At 68.7% G+C, this 16565-nt stretch carries 19 protein-coding genes; 1 reads left to right on the top strand and 18 read right to left on the bottom strand.

The features are described from left to right. The first annotated feature begins 1 nt into the window (after position 1). The gene (locus tag ACIBM5_RS12530) at positions 2-574 is read left to right on the top strand and encodes a cob(I)yrinic acid a,c-diamide adenosyltransferase (protein WP_391581236.1); all 573 of its coding nucleotides are present in this window, start codon (positions 2-4) and stop codon (positions 572-574) included. 80 nt (positions 575-654) lie between these two features. Here ACIBM5_RS12530 and ACIBM5_RS12525 read toward each other — a convergent pair whose 3' ends face one another. The 18 genes from ACIBM5_RS12525 to rpmE form a co-directional block, all read right to left on the bottom strand. Further along, on the bottom strand, positions 655-1230 hold the full coding sequence (locus tag ACIBM5_RS12525) for a DUF2550 domain-containing protein (protein ID WP_396006833.1): 576 nt from the start codon (positions 1228-1230) through the stop codon (positions 655-657). 84 nt (positions 1231-1314) lie between these two features. After that, positions 1315-1689 (bottom strand): F0F1 ATP synthase subunit epsilon, encoded by a 375-nt coding sequence (locus ACIBM5_RS12520; RefSeq protein WP_360318886.1) that lies wholly within the window; start codon positions 1687-1689, stop codon positions 1315-1317. Between the two features lie 206 nt (positions 1690-1895). Beyond that, complete coding sequence (gene atpD / locus ACIBM5_RS12515; RefSeq protein WP_396006832.1) at positions 1896-3344, bottom strand: F0F1 ATP synthase subunit beta; 1449 nt, start codon at positions 3342-3344, stop codon at positions 1896-1898. A gap of 5 nt (positions 3345-3349) precedes the next feature. Then, positions 3350-4258: a F0F1 ATP synthase subunit gamma gene (locus tag ACIBM5_RS12510; protein ID WP_355543075.1), complete on the bottom strand. Its 909-nt coding sequence runs from the start codon at positions 4256-4258 to the stop codon at positions 3350-3352. A gap of 20 nt (positions 4259-4278) precedes the next feature. Then, a complete protein-coding gene (gene atpA, locus ACIBM5_RS12505) occupies positions 4279-5922 on the bottom strand; it encodes a F0F1 ATP synthase subunit alpha (RefSeq protein ID WP_391581233.1) in 1644 nt (547 codons plus the stop codon). A gap of 145 nt (positions 5923-6067) precedes the next feature. After that, entirely contained in the window at positions 6068-6883 is an 816-nt protein-coding gene (locus ACIBM5_RS12500; protein ID WP_391581232.1) for a F0F1 ATP synthase subunit delta, read from the bottom strand. Beyond that, positions 6883-7440, bottom strand: a complete 558-nt coding sequence (locus ACIBM5_RS12495; protein ID WP_391581231.1) for a F0F1 ATP synthase subunit B — start codon at positions 7438-7440, stop codon at positions 6883-6885. The genes ACIBM5_RS12500 and ACIBM5_RS12495 overlap by 1 nt, the downstream gene beginning before the upstream one ends. A 32-nt stretch (positions 7441-7472) precedes the next feature. Beyond that, entirely contained in the window at positions 7473-7706 is a 234-nt protein-coding gene (atpE, locus tag ACIBM5_RS12490) for an ATP synthase F0 subunit C (protein WP_201260819.1), read from the bottom strand. A 78-nt stretch (positions 7707-7784) separates the two neighbouring features. Continuing rightward, positions 7785-8600 carry a F0F1 ATP synthase subunit A gene (gene atpB / locus ACIBM5_RS12485; protein ID WP_391581230.1) on the bottom strand — a complete coding sequence of 272 codons (816 nt, stop codon included), beginning with the start codon at positions 8598-8600 and terminating at the stop codon, positions 7785-7787. An 86-nt stretch (positions 8601-8686) separates the two neighbouring features. Continuing rightward, positions 8687-8869 (bottom strand): AtpZ/AtpI family protein, encoded by a 183-nt coding sequence (locus tag ACIBM5_RS12480; protein WP_020549132.1) that lies wholly within the window; start codon positions 8867-8869, stop codon positions 8687-8689. 133 nt (positions 8870-9002) lie between these two features. Further along, entirely contained in the window at positions 9003-9479 is a 477-nt protein-coding gene (locus ACIBM5_RS12475; protein WP_396006831.1) for a hypothetical protein, read from the bottom strand. Positions 9480-9603: 124 nt separating this feature from the next. After that, on the bottom strand, positions 9604-10959 hold the full coding sequence (locus tag ACIBM5_RS12470; RefSeq protein WP_396006830.1) for an MraY family glycosyltransferase: 1356 nt from the start codon (positions 10957-10959) through the stop codon (positions 9604-9606). A gap of 225 nt (positions 10960-11184) precedes the next feature. Next, positions 11185-12468 (bottom strand): serine hydroxymethyltransferase, encoded by a 1284-nt coding sequence (gene glyA, locus ACIBM5_RS12465; protein WP_396006829.1) that lies wholly within the window; start codon positions 12466-12468, stop codon positions 11185-11187. 299 nt (positions 12469-12767) lie between these two features. After that, positions 12768-13418, bottom strand: coding sequence for a low molecular weight phosphatase family protein (locus tag ACIBM5_RS12460; RefSeq protein ID WP_379988075.1), 651 nt, complete (start codon positions 13416-13418; stop codon positions 12768-12770). Next, positions 13415-14062 (bottom strand): L-threonylcarbamoyladenylate synthase, encoded by a 648-nt coding sequence (locus ACIBM5_RS12455; protein ID WP_396006828.1) that lies wholly within the window; start codon positions 14060-14062, stop codon positions 13415-13417. Before ACIBM5_RS12455 ends, ACIBM5_RS12460 begins: the two co-directional genes overlap by 4 nt. A 145-nt stretch (positions 14063-14207) precedes the next feature. Beyond that, positions 14208-15053 carry a peptide chain release factor N(5)-glutamine methyltransferase gene (prmC, locus tag ACIBM5_RS12450; protein WP_391581225.1) on the bottom strand — a complete coding sequence of 282 codons (846 nt, stop codon included), beginning with the start codon at positions 15051-15053 and terminating at the stop codon, positions 14208-14210. 10 nt (positions 15054-15063) lie between these two features. Next, positions 15064-16131 (bottom strand): peptide chain release factor 1, encoded by a 1068-nt coding sequence (prfA, locus tag ACIBM5_RS12445; protein ID WP_396006826.1) that lies wholly within the window; start codon positions 16129-16131, stop codon positions 15064-15066. 156 nt (positions 16132-16287) lie between these two features. Continuing rightward, a complete protein-coding gene (gene rpmE / locus ACIBM5_RS12440; RefSeq protein ID WP_355543038.1) occupies positions 16288-16512 on the bottom strand; it encodes a 50S ribosomal protein L31 in 225 nt (74 codons plus the stop codon). Positions 16513-16565 lie beyond the last annotated feature (53 nt).

The following is a 16565-nucleotide window of genomic DNA, read 5'->3' as shown; positions in this document are numbered from 1 at the left end:
CATGGTCAACCTCACCCGGATCTACACCCGCACCGGCGACGACGGCACCACCGCACTCGGGGACATGTCGCGCACCGCCAAGACCGATCCTCGACTCGCGGCATACGCCGACGTGGACGAGACCAACGCGGTGATCGGCGTCGCGCTCTCGCTCGGCAACCTGGACGAGGATGTGGTCAAGCTGCTGACCCGCATCCAGAACGACCTGTTCGACCTGGGCGCCGACCTGTCCACCCCGGTGGTCGAGGACCCGAAGTACCCGCCGCTGCGGGTGGAGCAGAGCTACATCGACGCCCTGGAGGCGGCCTGCGACGAATACAACGAGAACCTGGAGAAGCTGCGCAGCTTCATCCTCAACGGCGGCACTCCCGGCGCCGCGCTGCTGCACCAGGCCCGGACCGTCGCCCGTCGCGCCGAGCGCACCACGTGGGGCGCCCTGGAGGTGCACGGCGACTCGATGAACCCGCTGACGGTGAAGTACCTCAACCGCCTGTCCGACCTGTTGTTCATCCTGGCCAGGCACGCGAACCGCGAAGTCGGCGACGTGTTGTGGGTGCCGGGCGCCAACCGCTGAGCCCGCGCACCGTCGAAGAGGCGCCGCCAGGGCCTGTCCTCGATCTCGCGTCGGCTCCGCGGCGCGAGAGGGGACGGGCCCTATGCGACGTTGACCCGTTGCCCCGGCGGCGCCGCTTCCAGCCAGGCCAGGAAGCCGGTCAACGCGTCGTCGCTGAGGGCGAGTTCGATGCGCGCGCCGTCGTGTTCGCAGACCAGGATGACCGCGCCCGCAAGCAGCGCCAATTCCTCCTGGCCGGCCGGTTCCCGGCGACCGATCACGTGGATCCCGCCGCGCTGCAATACCCGGCGCGGGCGCGGCGCGTAACTGAACACGCGGAACCATTCGATCCGGTCGCCGCTGTATCGGGCGATCCCGAAGACCCAGCCCTTGCCGTGGTCGGGATCGGTCGACGGCGCGGCCGGATCCGCCGCGGAACCGTGCTCGGCCGCCTCCGGGGACGACGACGCGGCGCCCCCCGGGGCCTGTTGCCCGGGTGACGCCGCGGTGTTCGATCCGGCTTCGCCGGCCTGGGATACCGGTGGCCGCATGCGAAGCGAACAGTCGAAGGTGCCCCCGGGTCGCTGGATCAGCCGGCGACGCAGCGCGAATGCCGCGACGCCGACCACCAATACGACGACAACGGCCAGAATCACGCTCAGCACGACGAGGACCATCCGGATCGACCTCCTCGTTCGCGCGTTGAGCAGTGGTCCCGGCCGTGTGTCGGTCCGGGCTCTGGTGCTGCGACTGTCTTCTGGCTAGTCCCGCCGCTGGGCGGCGAGCAGCCGCGTCTCCGCGCGCCGCTCGGCGCTGGAGTCCTTCGCCGCGCCGGCGCGCTCGAGCGCCCGCTCCGCGCGGGCGACATCGATCTCGTCGGCCAGCTCGGTGATCTCGGCAAGCAGCGAGAGGTTGTTGTCCGCGAACGAGATGAACCCGCCGTGGACCGCCGCGATGACGACCGAACCGTCGGCCTGACGGATCGTCACCGGGCCGGATTCGAGCACTCCGAGAACCGGCTGGTGACCGGCCTGGATGCCGATGTCGCCGTCCGCGGTGCGTGCGATGACGATGGTGGCCTCGCCGGACCACACCTTGCGGTCGGCCGCGACCAGCTCGACGTGCAGCTCAGCCAACGTGGCTCCTCATGTCGGGTCGAAGACACGCTGGTCTTCGCCTCCGCCCTCACGGGACGGGTGGTGTTCAAGGATAGTGGCCCGGACGGGCCTGGCTCCAACCGACTCAAACGCCGGCGGGTTTCCGGAAGGGCCGCAGGGCCCTGCCGGGAACCGACACGAGGGGCGGACCCGTTCGGGACCGCCCCTCGTCGATCAGGCGATCGTCAGCCCTTGTTGAGCTCGGCGATCTTCTTCTCGAGGTCGTCCAGCCCACCGAGCATGAAGAATGCCTGCTCGGGAGCGTGGTCGTACTTGCCGTCGGCGATCGCGTTGAACGCCTCGATGGTCTCGGACAGCGGAACGTCCGAGCCGTCGAGCCCCGTGAACTGCTTCGCCACGTGGGTGTTCTGCGACAGGAACCGCTGGATGCGACGCGCGCGGTGCACGGTGAGCTTGTCCTCTTCGGACAGCTCGTCCATACCCAGAATCGCGATGATGTCCTGGAGGTCCTTGTACTTCTGCAGGATGCTCTTGACCCGCATCGCGCAGTCGTAGTGGTCCTGCGCGACGTAGCGCGGGTCCAGGATCCGGGACGTCGAGTCCAGCGGGTCCACGGCCGGGTAGATGCCCAGCTCGGAGATCGGACGCGAGAGCACCGTCGTGGCATCGAGGTGCGCGAACGTCGTGGCCGGGGCCGGGTCGGTCAGGTCGTCCGCGGGGACGTAGATCGCCTGCATCGAGGTGATCGAGTGACCGCGGGTCGAGGTGATGCGCTCCTGGAGGGTGCCCATCTCGTCGGCGAGCGTCGGCTGGTAACCCACCGCGGAGGGCATCCGGCCGAGCAGCGTCGACACCTCGGAACCGGCCTGGGTGAACCGGAAGATGTTGTCGATGAAGAGCAGCACGTCCTGCTTCTGCACATCGCGGAAGTACTCCGCCATGGTCAGGCCGGACAGAGCCACGCGCAGACGGGTGCCCGGGGGCTCGTCCATCTGCCCGAAGACGAGCGCCGTCTGCTCGAAGACGCCCGCTTCCTTCATTTCCTCGATCAGGTCGTTGCCCTCACGAGTGCGCTCGCCGACGCCGGCGAACACCGACACACCCTCGTGCAGACGGGCGACACGGACGATCATCTCCTGGATGAGCACCGTCTTGCCGACGCCCGCACCACCGAACAGACCGATCTTGCCACCCTTGACGTACGGGGTGAGCAGGTCGATGACCTTGATGCCGGTCTCGAACATCTCGGTCTTCGAGTCGAGCTGGTCGAAGGCCGGCGCCTGCCGGTGGATCGGCCAGCGCTCGGTGACCTCGAAGGTCGCCGCGTCCGTGTCGAGGACCTCGCCGAGGGCGTTGAACACGTGGCCCTTGGTGACGTCGCCCACGGGCACGGAGATCTGCGAGCCGGTGTTCGTGACGACGGCGCCGCGAACGAGGCCGTCGGTGGGCTGCATCGAGATCGCACGCACGATGCCGTCGGCAAGGTGCTGCTCGACCTCGAGGGTGAGCGTGGTCTTGCCCTCCCCCTCGCCCTGGCCCGAGAGGTCCAGGTCGACGTGCAGCGCGTTGTACATCTCCGGCATCGCGTCGACGGGGAACTCCACGTCGACGACCGGGCCGATGACGCGGGCGACGCGGCCCGTGGCAGCGGCCGTCTCAACAGTGGCAGTCATGATGTCTAATCACTCCCCGCGGTCGCGTCGGCCAAGGCGTTGGCGCCACCGACGATCTCGCTGATTTCCTGGGTGATCTCGGACTGGCGAGCATTGTTCGCCAGGCGAGAGAGGGTCCGGATGAGGTCTTCGGCGTTCTCGGTCGCCGACTTCATCGCCCGTCGGCGGGCCGCGTGCTCGGAAGCGGCGGACTGCAGCAGGGCGTTGAAGATGCGGCTTTCGACGTACCGCGGCAGCAGTGCGTCGAGAACACCCTCGGCCGAGGGCTCGAAGTCGTAGAGCGGGAAGGGGCCGCCGGCCGGCGGCTCGTCCGTCTCCTCGACCGCCAACGGGAGCACCCGCACCGCGACCGGGCTCTGCGTGAGCATGGAGACGAACTCGGTGCTGACGAGGTGAATCTCGTCCACACCGCCCTCGTCGGTGGGCGTCACGAACGCGTCGATCAGCTCACCTGCCACCTTCTTGGCGTCGGAGTACTCGGGGCGGTCGGAGAATCCCTTCCACTGCCCGGCCAGGTCCACGTCGCGGAACTGGAAAAACCCGATGCCCTTGGACCCGATCACGTAGCGGCTGACCGTCTTGCCCTCGTCCTCGAGCAGCTTGGTGAGCTGCTCGGCGGCCTTGATGGCATTCGAGTTGTAGCCGCCCGCGAAACCGCGGTCACTGGTTACCAACAGCACCGCGGCCCGAGTGGGCCGCTCCACCGAGGTGGTCAACGGGTGCTGCGTGCTGGAGAAGGTGGCGACCGCGGAAACGGCGCGCGTCAGCTCGTCGGCGTACGGCTTGGAGGCCGCGACGCGCTGCTGCGCCTTCACGATCCGCGACGCCGCGATGAGCTCCTGGGCGCGCGTGATCTTCTTGGTCGCCGACACGGAACGGATCCGACGCCGGTAGACCCGAAGTTGGGCTCCCATTGGTCAGGGTTCTCCGTTCTTTACTCGGACTTGGCCACGTGACGGGTGATCTTCTCCTGGCCGACGTCTTCCTTCGTCAGCCCGGCAGGCGTCACGTCCTGGATCAACGGCTCGCCGTCGAACTTGGTGAACGTCTGCTTGAAGGCATCCACCGCGTCGGTGAGCGCCATCACGGTGTCGTCTTCCAGCTTGCCGGTCTCGACGATCCCGGTCAGCAGGGCCGCGTGCTTGTGCTGCACGTACTCGTGCAGCTCCTTCTCGAAGCGGCGGATGTCCTGCACCGGCACGTCGTCCAGCTTGCCGGTGGTGCCGGCCCAGATCGAGACGACCTGGAGCTCGATCGCGAACGGCTCGAACTGCCCCTGCTTGAGCAGCTCGACCATGCGCGCACCACGCTGGAGCGAGGCCTTGGAGGTGGCGTCCAGGTCGGAACCGAAGGACGCGAACGCCTCCAGCTCGCGGTACTGGGCCAGGTCGACGCGAAGTCGACCCGCGACACTCTTCATCGCCTTGATCTGCGCGGAGCCACCGACTCGCGAGACCGAGATACCGACGTTGACCGCGGGGCGCACGCCCTGCAGGAACAGGTCGGACTCCAGGAAGCACTGGCCGTCGGTGATCGAGATGACGTTGGTCGGAATGTACGCCGACACGTCGTTCGCCTTGGTCTCGATGATCGGGAGACCCGTCATCGAACCGCCGCCGAGGTCGTCCGACAACTTCGCGCAACGCTCGAGCAGACGCGAGTGCAGGTAGAAGACGTCACCGGGGTACGCCTCGCGCCCCGGCGGACGACGCAGCAGCAGGGACACGGCGCGGTACGCCTCGGCCTGCTTCGACAGGTCGTCGAACACGATGAGGACGTGCTTGCCCTGGTACATCCAGTGCTGGCCGATGGCCGAACCGGTGTACGGGGCCAGGTACTTGAAGCCGGCCGGGTCGGACGCCGGGGCGGCGACGATCGTCGTGTACTCCAGCGCGCCGGCCTCTTCGAGCGAGCGGCGCACGGACGCGATGGTCGTGCCCTTCTGGCCGATCGCGACGTAGATGCAGCGAACCTGCTTCTTCGGGTCGCCCGAGCGCCAGTTGTCGCGCTGGTTGATGATCGTGTCCAGGCAGACCGCGGTCTTGCCGGTCTGCCGGTCGCCGATGATCAGCTGACGCTGGCCGCGGCCGATCGGGGTCATCGCGTCGATCGCCTTGATGCCGGTCTGCATCGGCTCGTGCACCGACTTGCGCATCATCACGCCGGGGGCCTGCAGTTCGAGGGCGCGACGGCCCTCGGACGCGATCTCGCCCCGGCCGTCGATCGGCTGGCCCAGCGGGTCGACGACGCGACCCAGGTAGCCGTCACCGATCGGAACCGACAAAACCTCGCCCGTACGACGGACCTTCTGGCCCTCTTCGATGCCGCTGAAGTCACCGAGGATGACGACACCGATCTCGCGGACGTCGAGGTTCTGCGCCAGACCGAGGGTGCCGTCCTCGAACTTGAGCAGCTCGTTCGTCATGACCGAGGGCAGGCCCTCGACCTTGGCGATACCGTCGTACGCCTCGGTGACGGTACCGACCTCTTCGCGCGCGGCCGTCTCCGGCTCGTACGAGGCGACGAAGCGCTCCAGCGCGTCCCGGATCTCCTCCGGCCGGATCGTGAGCTCCGCCATCTGGTGTCCCTGCTCTCCTAGGTGGTGGGGTTAACGGTCCGCTGTCCGTCGCTTGTCGTACGGAACCGCGGTGCTGCTGTGGGGGCCGCTGTGCCGCTCGGGGGTTTTCCCCGGGCGGACGACGACGCCCCTGTCGTCCGGTGTCTCAGCCGGCGAGCCGTCGGCCCGCTTCTTCGAGACGTGTGGTCACGGTGCCGTCGATGACGTCGTCACCGATCTCCACGCGGACCCCGCCGATGACGTCGGCATCGATTTCCACGTTCAGGTGGACCTCGCGGCCGTACATCCGGCCCAGCGCCGCGGCCAAGCGAGTGCGCTGCTCCTCGGTGAGGGGCAGTGCGACCGTGACCAACGCGACCATGCGACGCCGACGATCGGCGGCGAGGCGCGCGTACGACTCCAGCCCGTGTTCAAGGTTACGGCTGCGCGGGTGTGCGACAAGCCTGGTGATCAGCCGCCGGGTGACGGGCTGGGCCCGGCCGTCCAGCAGTCCGGAAACCAGTTCCGCCTTGCGCGCGTTCGCCACGCTCGGGTCGCTCAGCGCCGAGCGCAGTTCGCGCTCGCCGATCACGATCCGACCGAAACGGAACAGCTCGTCCTCCAGGTCGTCGAGCTTCCCGTCGCGCTCGGCGGCGATCAGCTCGGCGGACACCGAGAGTTCGTCGATCGCGTCGACCAGGTCGCGCGGGCTCGACCAACGCGTGCGGACGAGTCCGCCGAGCAGGTCCGCCGTGGTACCGGAGATCTGACCGGAGAGGAGCTGCGCCAGGAAGGCCGCGCGGGCCTCCCCGGAGCGCGTCGAGTCGGTGAGGACTCGACGCAGCGACACCGTCTGGTCGAGCAGGATGACCACGGAGTCGAGCTCCTGGGCCAACTGGACCATGTCGGTACCGGTCGCGGTCGCGAGCGCATCGAGGCGCTCACGAGCCGCGGCGAGGGATTCCCTGCTGGCGCCCTGCATCAGCGCACCTTCTCCGAGGTCGCCGTTGCGGAAGCCTTGGCCTCCAGCTCCTCGAGGAAGCGGTCGACGACCCGACGCTGACGCGCCTCGTCCTCGAGCGACTCCCCGACGATGCGCGACGCGAGGTCGACGGCCAGCTTGCCGACGTCCTGACGCAGCGCGTTCTGGGCCTGGTTGCGGTCGGCCTCGATCTGGGTGTGGCCGGCGGTGACGATCTCGTCCTTGATCCGCAGACCCTCGGCGCGCATCTCGGCGATGGCGACGGCACCCTGTTCGCGGGCGTCCTCCGTGAGGCGGCCGGCCTCACGACGGGCTTCGGCGAGCTGGTCGCGGTAACGCTCCAGCTCGGCCTGGGCCTCGGCCTGCGCCTCTTCGGCACGCTTGAGACCGCCCTCGATGGCGTCCGTACGGTCCGCCAGCGTCTTGGCGATCTTGGGAAGGAGCATCTTCCACAGGAAGCCGAAGACGATGAGGAACGCCACGCCACCGATGATGATCTCGTCGAGCGGCGGGAGAAGAGGGTTCATCTTCTCTTCGCTGTTGGCGAGGAAAATCACGGTGTGAGGACCTTCCGTCCGTAGCGGATGAATCAGGTGCCGTAGACGAACGGCATGACAACGCCGATGAGGGCGAGCGCCTCGGCGAGGGCGAAGCCCAGCAGCATGTTCTGGCGGACCAGACCGGCAGCTTCGGGCTGACGGGCCATGGCCTGGACACCGTTACCGAAGATGATGCCGATACCGATACCGGGGCCGATGGCGGCGAGGCCGTAACCGATGGAACCGAGGCTGCCCGAAACGCCTTCGGCGGCGAGGTTCATCATGGGAACTGATCCTTTTTTCGAGGCCGATGGACGATCCACCGGACGACGGTCGAGGAGGGAAGGGGGTCTGCGGGTCTCTCAGTGCTCGGCTTCGAGCGAGCTGGAGATGTAGGAGGCCGCGAGCAGCGTGATGATGTACGCCTGCAGCGCCTGGATCATCAGCTCGAAGGCGGTCAGGATGACGACCACGAGGAACGAGGTCGCCGAGAAGAGCGCCCCGACGTGGAAGCCGAGCAGGTACCAGGCACCGACGCTGAAGGTGACGATCAGCATGTGTCCGGCGAACATGTTCGCGAACAGTCGGACCGCCATGGTGAACGGCCGGGTGATCAGACCCTGCAGCAGCTCGATCGGCGCGAGGAGGAAGTAGATCGCCTTCGGCAGACCGGGCGGGAACATCATGTTCTTGAAGTAACCGACGAAGCCCTGGTTCTTGATGCCCAGGACCAGGTAGGTCACGTACACGATGCCGACGATCGATGCCGGGAAGGCGATCCGCGAAGTCGCGGGGAACTGGGCGAACGGGATGATCGCCATCACGTTCATGATCCACACGAAGAAGAAGATCGAGAACAGGAAGGGGACGTAGGGGTCGCCCTTCTTGCCCATCGTCTCCCGCGAGATGTTGTCGCGAACGAACAGGTAGCCCAACTCGCCGACGTTCTGCGCGCCGCGCGGCACCATCTTGGGCTTGGCGAACGCGCTCCAGAAGAAGCCGATCACCAGCAGCATCGAGATGAGCGCGAGCAACATCGGCTTCGTGAAGTCGAAGGCCCCGATGGAGAAGATCGGCTTGAACTCGAAGACGTTCAGCCCGGGCGAGGGGAAGCCGCACCCGGAGAACAGGTGACATCCGCTCTCGCTGGCGAGCGTCTGGACGTCAGCAGTCACCACCGACTCCTTCGTCGTGAAGCATGATTTCGGCTACCTCGATGTGTCGGCGTGGCGAGGGCCACGGAGCGGCACGCAACAGGGCCCGGTCAGGAGGACCTGCCGTGGCGGACAAAGACAAGAACCAGGGACAGAGCGATTCCGACGACCAGGCCGATCGGCAGGAACAGGGCGGAGTGGCCCGTCCACCGGTCGATCAGCCAGCCGATGCCGCCGTAGAACAGCATGCCGCTCAGCAGGTAACCGACACTCGACCATGCGGCACCGTCCATCGCCCGATTCTCTCGGTCCGGTGGACGGGGGCCTCTCTCGCTCATGACGCCCCGGACATTAGCAGTACCTGCGTCGCGTCTACATACCCGGTCCGCGAACCCCGTGCCGCTCTCGACCGACGACGTTCGTATGTCATCGCTCTCCGTCCGGTTCGACATAGGCGATCTTCAGCCGGGTGAAGACCCAGACCTGCGAGGCGACCCAGACGAGCGTGGCCCCGAGAATCGTGAGTCCGAACACCTTCGTGTCGAACGCCTCGGTGTCCTTGAACAGGAACAAAACCAACCCCAACAGCAGGATCTGCACGATGTACGTGAAGAGCGCCATGTTCATCATCATGAGGGGGTTGTTGCGCGAGATACGCCCGATCGCCAACTGGCCGATCGCGAAGAAGGCCAGGACGACGACGGTGGCGAACACCGCGCCGAGAAGTCCTTTGCCACCGGCCGCGAAGAAGGCCGCGATGGCCGCGATTACTCCGGCTGCGGTCGTGCACACGACCGAACCACGGAGAAGGCGGACGTCATTGGCCTGCATGTCGGTGACTCCGGCATCAGTGGGGGGCAAGGGGTGGATCAGCCGCCCGAGCACGCGCTCGGGACGACGCAACGCTCGGGAATGGCCGTGGGGGGTCAGAACCCTCGTTGCTGGGGGTTCATCGGCCGTTGATCCTGGTTCGTGAACGATATCACAAACTATTTGAGCAGAGCTTTACCCGTTCGTGTGTACAAGCTCACAGCCTTCCACCACCCTTTCGCGACCCTCTACCCACCGGCAAATCCGCAGGTCGGGAGGGATCTTCGGGATTTCCTGTGGAGCCTGTGGCGGGTGTGGCGGATGCTCCGTTCGGCCGTACGCCGTCTGATTCGCCGGGAACCATCCGGTCGACCGGAACGTTCGCGCCGCGCCCGCGCCGACGGAGCCGGCGATAGCGCGGCGGAACCACGTTGTGCAGCTCGGTGGGCACGTGCGGCTTGAACCGCGGCAACATCAGGATCACCAGTCCCAGGGCGATCAGACCCAGGCCCACGTAGACGATCGGACGCCGTTCCGGGCGGACCGAGATGAGCACGGTGAACGACGCGATCAGGCCGGACCAGAAGTACATGATCAGCACCGCACGGCTGTGCGAGTGGCCGATCTCCAGGAGCCGGTGGTGCAGGTGGCCCTTGTCCGCGGCGAACGGCGAGCGACCCGCCCAACCGCGCCGGCCGACCGCCATCACCAGGTCCATCAGCGGCACCACCAGCACCGCGAAGGGCAGCACCAAGGGGATGTAGACCGGCACCAGCTTGTGCGTGGTGAAGGTCAGCGAGCCGTCGTTCTGCGCCATGATCGCGCCCGGGTCGATCCGACCGGTGACGGTGACCGCCGCGGCGGCCAGCATCAGGCCGATCAGCATCGAGCCGGAGTCGCCCATGAAGATCCGCGCGGGGTGCAGGTTGTGCGGCAGGAAGCCCAGGCACATTCCGATCAGCAACGCGGTGAACAGCGTCGGCGCGGCGGCGCCGGAGACGCCGTAACCGAACCAGAGCCGGTAGGAGTAGCCGAAGAAGGCGAGCGCGGCGATGCACACCATGCCGGCCGCGAGGCCGTCCAGACCGTCCACGAAGTTCACCGCGTTGATCGTGATGACCACTATCCCGATGGTCAGCAGCGTGCCCTGGGTCGGCGTCAACCCGACCGTGCCGTAACCGGGGATGGGCAGCCACAGGATCACGATGCCCTGCCAGACCATCACGCCCGCGGCGAGCGCCTGACCGAGCAGCTTGATGATCGCGTCGACGCCCCACTTGTCGTCGATCACCCCGAGCACCGAGATCAACGTGCAGCCGGACAGCAGCGCCTGTACGTCGGTCGAGGAGGTGAACACGTCCTGGAGCACCGGCAGATGCCGCGCGAACAACAGACCCGCACACAGGCCGCCGAACATCGCCAACCCGCCGAGCCGCGGGGTCGGCTCCTTGTGCACGTCGCGCGCGCGGATCTCGGGCATCGCACCCGCGGCGATGGCGAACCGGCGGACCGCGCCCGTCAGCAGGTAGGTCACCGCGGCGGCGACGAACAGCGTGAGCAGGTATTCGCGCAAGACTCAACCGTCCCCGGCTTCGGCACATCCCAGCGGCAGCACGGGCATCAGACTAGAGGTGCCGCCGCTCCCCGGGAGAATCGACAATCTTCACCGGCGAGGGACGATCGCACAATGCTCGGTGGCGCCGCCACCGGCCCGTCGCCCCACACGTAACCACAGTCCCCCCGGTCCCAGCCACCCCGGGGCGGGTTTGTCGGAACCGGGTCCGCCGAAATCCGTCCCTCACCGGCGCGGGTACGCCGGGCGGGTCGCGACGAGTTCGGCCACCGCCACCCGCACCTCGCGCAGCACGCCCTCGTCGTCCTCGCGCACCGCCCGGCCGATCAGCAGGGCGATCTCCTTCATGTCCGTCTCGGTCATGCCCTGCGTGGTCACCGCGGCCGTGCCGACCCGGATCCCGGACGCGATCATCGGCTTGGCCGGATCGAACGGGACGGCGTTCTTGTTCAGCGTGATGCCCGCCCGCTCGCAGCGGCGTTCCGCGTCACTGCCGCTGACCCCGATCGGCCGCAGATCCAACAGCGCGAGATGGGTGTCGGTACCCCCGGAGACCGCCCGCAGACCCTCGGCCTGCAGGCCCTGCGTCAGGGCCTGCGCGTTGGCCACCACACGACGTGCGTACACCCGGTACGCGGGGGTCGCCGCCTCACCGAGCGCGACCGCCTTGGCGGCCACCGCGTGCATGTGCGGGCCGCCCTGACTGAACGGGAACACCGCCCGGTCGATCCGGTCGGCGAATTCCTCCCGGCACAGGATCAACCCGCCGCGCGGACCGCGCAGCACCTTGTGCGTGGTGCACGTGACGATGTCCGCGAACGGGATCGGCGAGGGCACCGCGTCGCCCGCGACCAGGCCGATGAAGTGGGCCGCGTCCACCATCACATAGGCACCCACCTCGTCGGCGATCTGTCGAAATGCCGCGAAATCGACAAGTCGGGGATAAGCGGTGGCGCCGCACACGATCAATCGCGGCCGGTGCGCCAGGGCCAGGTCCCGGACCTGGTCGTAGTCGATGCGTTCGTCGCTCTCCCGGACCCCGTAGGCGACCGCGTGGAACCAGCGGCCGGAGAAGTTCACCCGGGAACCGTGGGTGAGGTGCCCGCCGTGCGGCAGCGACATGGCCAGGATCGTGTCGCCCGGTGCCAGCACCGCCGCGTACGCCGCCAGGTTCGCGGCGGTACCCGAATGCGGCTGCACGTTGGCATGCCCGGCGCCGAACAGGGCGCGGGCCCGGTGTACGGCCAGTTCCTCGGCACGGTCCACCTCGGCGCAACCGCCGTAGTAGCGCCGCCCGGGGTAGCCCTCGGCGTACTTGTTGGCGAGCGTGCTGCCGAGCGCGGCCAGCACCGCCGGGGAGGTGAAGTTCTCGCCGGCGATCAGTTGCAGGCCGCCGCGCTGCCGGGCCAACTCGCCCAGGAGCACCTCGGCGATCTCCGGATCCGCCTCGTGGAGGGCGCCGAAGTCCGGTCCCCAGAAGGGAGTCGACGTGGAGTCGGGAGTGCCCATGGGACTGCGCCTCCAGTGCCGCGCTCGGCAACGTTTGCCCCGTCGCGGTGTTCGGTGCGGTGCATCGGCGTGCCGCCGGCACGTTCGCGTACCTGACGTACTCGGATGTTTCGGCGGGGCGGCGAGGTGCCTGCCGGGCGCCGTGGCGGGGTGAACGTCGCCGGGCGTGGCACCGGGCCGCAGGAACGCCTCCACCATATGCCGGGGGTCCGGACACGGACAGGCTCTTCCCGGGTCGATTCCGGCCCGTTGCCGACCGCGCGGCGCACCTGCTCGCGACCCGCGCGCCGACCCGTCGGTCAGAGGCTGTGCGCGGGGTGTCCGGTGAGGGCGGTGAGCACCGGATCCAGGGCCGAGCCGATGTCGGAGGCACAGGCCCGGAAGACGCTCAGCGGCGCGCCGTACGGGTCGGCCACCTCGTCCCACTCCGGATCGGGCGCGGCCAACCGGCCGCGCAGCGCCGCGGCGGCGCGCACCAGCGAGCGGCCGCGCTGGACCAGATCGCGTTCGGGGTAGGGCGCCCGCTCCAGCACCGCGACCAGCCGGGTGAACTCCTTGAGCGTGAACGTACGCAGCCCCGAGGCATGCCCCATGGACACCACGTGCGCGCGGTGGTCCAGCGTCGCGGTGAGCACCAGGTCCGCCTCGGCGACGTGCTCGTCGAGCAGCTCGCGGCCGTGGAAGTCGCCCGGATCGGCGCCGTATTCGAGCAGCACCTCGGCCGCGTGCGGCTCCATCGGCGCACCCTCGTGCCCCCACGTCCCGGCGCTCTGCACGCTGAGCCGGACCGCGTCGTCGGCGGCCAGCCGGCGCTCCAGGCCGAGTCGGGCGAGCCGCTCGGCGATCGGCGAGCGGCAGATGCTCCCCGTGCACACGAACAGGATCCGAAACGAGTCGGCCGCGGACCCGTACGGCCCGTAGGAGTGCCCCACGGGTGGTGGCGGGGTCAATTCACGCCCTCCAGGTCGGGAACGACCTCGCGCAACGTGTCCAGCGACAGGGCACCCTCACGCAGCAACCGGGGGCGGCCGGCGGTCAGATCGACGATCGAGGACGGCGCGGTCGAGGGGCACGTGCCGCCGTCCAGGTACACCGACACCGAGTCGCCGAGCTGGGCCTCGGCCTCGTCGACCGTGGTCGCCGCCGGATTGCCGGACCGGTTCGCGCTGCTGACCGCCATCGGTCCGGTCTCGATGAGCAACTCGATCGCGACGGGATGCAGCGGCATGCGCACCGCGACCGTGCCGCGCGTATCGCCCAGGTCCCACATCAGCGACGGCTGGTGGAACGCGACGATGGTGAGCGCACCCGGCCAGAACGCGTCGACCAATTCCCAGCCCACCTCGGGAAAGCCGGTGACCAGCCCGTGCAGCGTGTTCGGCGAGCCGACGAGCACGGGCGAGGGCATGTTGCGGCCGCGGCCCTTGGCGTCCAACAACGCGTGCACCGCATGCGGGGTGAACGCGTCCGCGCCGATGCCGTACAGGGTGTCCGTCGGCAGCACGACCAGGTCGCCGCGCTTGATCGCCCCGGTCGCCTCACGCAGCCCGAGCCCACGGTCCATCGCGTCGGAGCAGTCGTAGCGTCGGCTCATCGGGCACTTACCTCCTGAAGCGGTACGGGCGGTACGGGCGATACAGGCACTGCGGGCGGTACGGGCGGTGCGGGCGACACAGGCGGTGCGGATGGTGCGGGCGGTGCCGGTGATGCGGGTGCTGCGAGTGTGCGGGGCGCGCGGTTCACGCGCCTTCCTTGCGTGCGGTGGTGAAGCGCGGGCGATTGGTCAGGTCGCGGTGATCGGCCGCGTCCACCCAACCGGCTTCCTCGTTGAAGATCCACGGCACCGCGCCGCCCTGGGTGTCGGCGTGCTCGACCACCACCAGACCACCGGGGCGCAGCAGTCGGTAGGCGGTCTTGGACAGGATCCGGATGAAGTCGAGCCCGTCCGGCCCGGAGAACAGCGCCAGTTCGGGGTCGTGGTCGCGGGCCTCGGGCGCCATCTCGTCCCGCTCGTCCAGCGGGACGTAGGGCGGATTGCTGATCACCAGGTCGACCGTGCCGTCCAGCTCCGGCAACGCGGCGAGCGCGTCGCCCCGGTGCAGGACCACCCGCGAGCCGCTCGCGTTGCGCGCGGCGTAGCGGTACGCGTCCGGGTCCAGCTCGACCGCGTGCACGACCGAGCGCGGCACCTCCTGGGCCACGGCGAGCGCGATCGCGCCGGAGCCGGTGCACAGGTCGACCACGAGCGGTTCGGCCACGTCCATCGCGCGCAGCGCGTCTATCGCCCAGCCGACCACCACCTCGGTCTCCGGGCGAGGCACGAACACCCCCGGGCCCACCTGGAGTTCGAGGTATCGGAAGAACGCGCGCCCGGTGATGTGCTGCAACGGCTCACGGGCCTCCCGGCGCGCGATGGCCTCCCAGAACCGCGCGTCGAAGTCGCCGTCGGCGACGGTGTGCAGGGCGCCACGCTTGACGCCGTGCACGAACGCCGCGAGTTCCTCGGCATCGAAGCGCGGAGAGGGAACGCCCGCGTCGGCCAGTCGCAGGGTGGCCTGGGCCACCTCGGCGAGCAGCAGATTCATCTCGTCTCCGTTATTGGTGGGCGAGCCGGGCGGCCATGTCGGCGTCCACACACGCCTGGATGACCGGATCGAGATCGCCGTCGAGCACCTGGTCCAGGTTGTACGCCTTGTAGCCCACGCGGTGGTCGGAAATCCGGTTTTCCGCGAAGTTGTACGTCCGGATGCGCTCGGAGCGGTCCACCGTGCGGACCTGGCTGCGACGCACGTCGGAGGCCTCCTTGTCGGCCTCCTCCTGGGCCGCGGCGAGCATCCTGGCGCGCAGGATGCGCATCGCCGACTCCTTGTTCTGGAGCTGGCTCTTCTCGTTCTGGCAGGAGACCACGATTCCGGTCGGCAGGTGCGTGATGCGCACCGCGGAGTCGGTGGTGTTGACCGACTGGCCGCCGGGGCCGGACGAGCGGTACACGTCGATGCGCAGGTCGTTGGCGTTGATCTCGACCTCGACGTCCTCGGCCTCGGGCAGCACCAGGACGCCGGCCGCGGAGGTGTGGATGCGGCCCTGCGACTCGGTGGCGGGCACCCGCTGCACACGGTGCACGCCGCCCTCGAACTTCAGCCGGGCGTAGACGCCCTCGCCGGGCGCGGGGTTGCCCTTGGTCTTGACCGCGACCTGGACGTCCTTGTAGCCGCCGAGATCGGACTCGTTGGATTCGAGGATCTCGGTCTTCCAGCCGGCCCGCTCGGCATAGCGCAGGTACATCCGCAGCAGGTCGCCGGCGAACAGGGCCGATTCCTCGCCGCCCTCGCCCGCCTTGACCTCCAGGATCACGTCCTTGTCGTCGGCCGGGTCGCGCGGCACGAGCAACCGGCGCAGCTTCTCCGCGCACTCCTCGCGGCGCTGCTCGGCCTCCGCCGCCTCGGCGGCGAAGTCCGGGTCCTCGGCGACCAGTTCGTGTGCGGCCTCGACGTCGTCGGCGGCACTGGACCACTGCCGGTAGGCGTCCACGATCGGCCCCAGTTCGGCGTAGCGCCGCCCGAGATTGCGCGCGCGCGTCTGGTCCGTGTGCACGGCCGGATCGGCGAGCTGCCGCTCCAGGTCGGCGTGCTCGGCGAGCAGGTCGTCCATCGCCTCGAACACTGGGGGGCTCCTCTGGGGTATGGCCGCGAACTCGGCGGGATCGGTAACGCGGTGGCGGGATCGGTGGGACGCCGGACGGGAGGACAAACGAACGGCGCCGGAGGGGCGGGACGGACCTTGGACAAGGCCCACCGCTCCTCCGGCGCCGCAGGGTCGCTACTTGTTGCCGGCCACCGGCTGCTTGCCGAAGCGCTTCTCGAAGCGCGCCACACGGCCACCCGTGTCGAGGATCTTCTGCTTGCCCGTGTAGAACGGGTGACACTGCGAACAGACCTCGACGCGGATCTGGCCGCTGGTCGCGGTGCTGTGCGTGGTGAACGTCGAGCCACAGCCACAAGTGACGGTGGTCTCCACGTACTCGGGGTGGATGTCGGGCTTCACAGGAGTCTCCTTGGGTTCGGGAGGGCACCGGGTCGTACGCCCGAGTGGGCGTC

Source organism: Embleya sp. NPDC050493, assembly GCF_044458105.1.
GTDB lineage: Bacteria > Actinomycetota > Actinomycetes > Streptomycetales > Streptomycetaceae > Embleya.
Note: the sequence above shows the minus strand (reverse complement) of the source record. Positions and strands in the feature narration are given on the sequence as shown.

Bases quoted from the DNA above. Each gene is read 5' to 3' on its own strand.
- atpE (WP_201260819.1), bottom strand. From the start codon at position 7,706: ATGATGAACCTCGCCGCCGAAGGCGTTTCGGGCAGCCTCGGTTCCATC.
- ACIBM5_RS12500 (WP_391581232.1), bottom strand. From the start codon at position 6,883: ATGCAGGGCGCCAGCAGGGAATCCCTCGCCGCGGCTCGTGAGCGCCTC.
- atpD (WP_396006832.1), bottom strand. From the start codon at position 3,344: ATGACTGCCACTGTTGAGACGGCCGCTGCCACGGGCCGCGTCGCCCGC.
- ACIBM5_RS12480 (WP_020549132.1), bottom strand. From the start codon at position 8,869: ATGGACGGTGCCGCATGGTCGAGTGTCGGTTACCTGCTGAGCGGCATG.
- atpA (WP_391581233.1), bottom strand. From the start codon at position 5,922: ATGGCGGAGCTCACGATCCGGCCGGAGGAGATCCGGGACGCGCTGGAG.
- ACIBM5_RS12530 (WP_391581236.1), top strand. From the start codon at position 2: ATGGTCAACCTCACCCGGATCTACACCCGCACCGGCGACGACGGCACC.
- ACIBM5_RS12525 (WP_396006833.1), bottom strand. From the start codon at position 1,230: ATGGTCCTCGTCGTGCTGAGCGTGATTCTGGCCGTTGTCGTCGTATTG.
- glyA (WP_396006829.1), bottom strand. From the start codon at position 12,468: ATGGGCACTCCCGACTCCACGTCGACTCCCTTCTGGGGACCGGACTTC.
- prmC (WP_391581225.1), bottom strand. From the start codon at position 15,053: ATGAATCTGCTGCTCGCCGAGGTGGCCCAGGCCACCCTGCGACTGGCC.
- ACIBM5_RS12455 (WP_396006828.1), bottom strand. From the start codon at position 14,062: ATGAGCCGACGCTACGACTGCTCCGACGCGATGGACCGTGGGCTCGGG.
- ACIBM5_RS12510 (WP_355543075.1), bottom strand. From the start codon at position 4,258: ATGGGAGCCCAACTTCGGGTCTACCGGCGTCGGATCCGTTCCGTGTCG.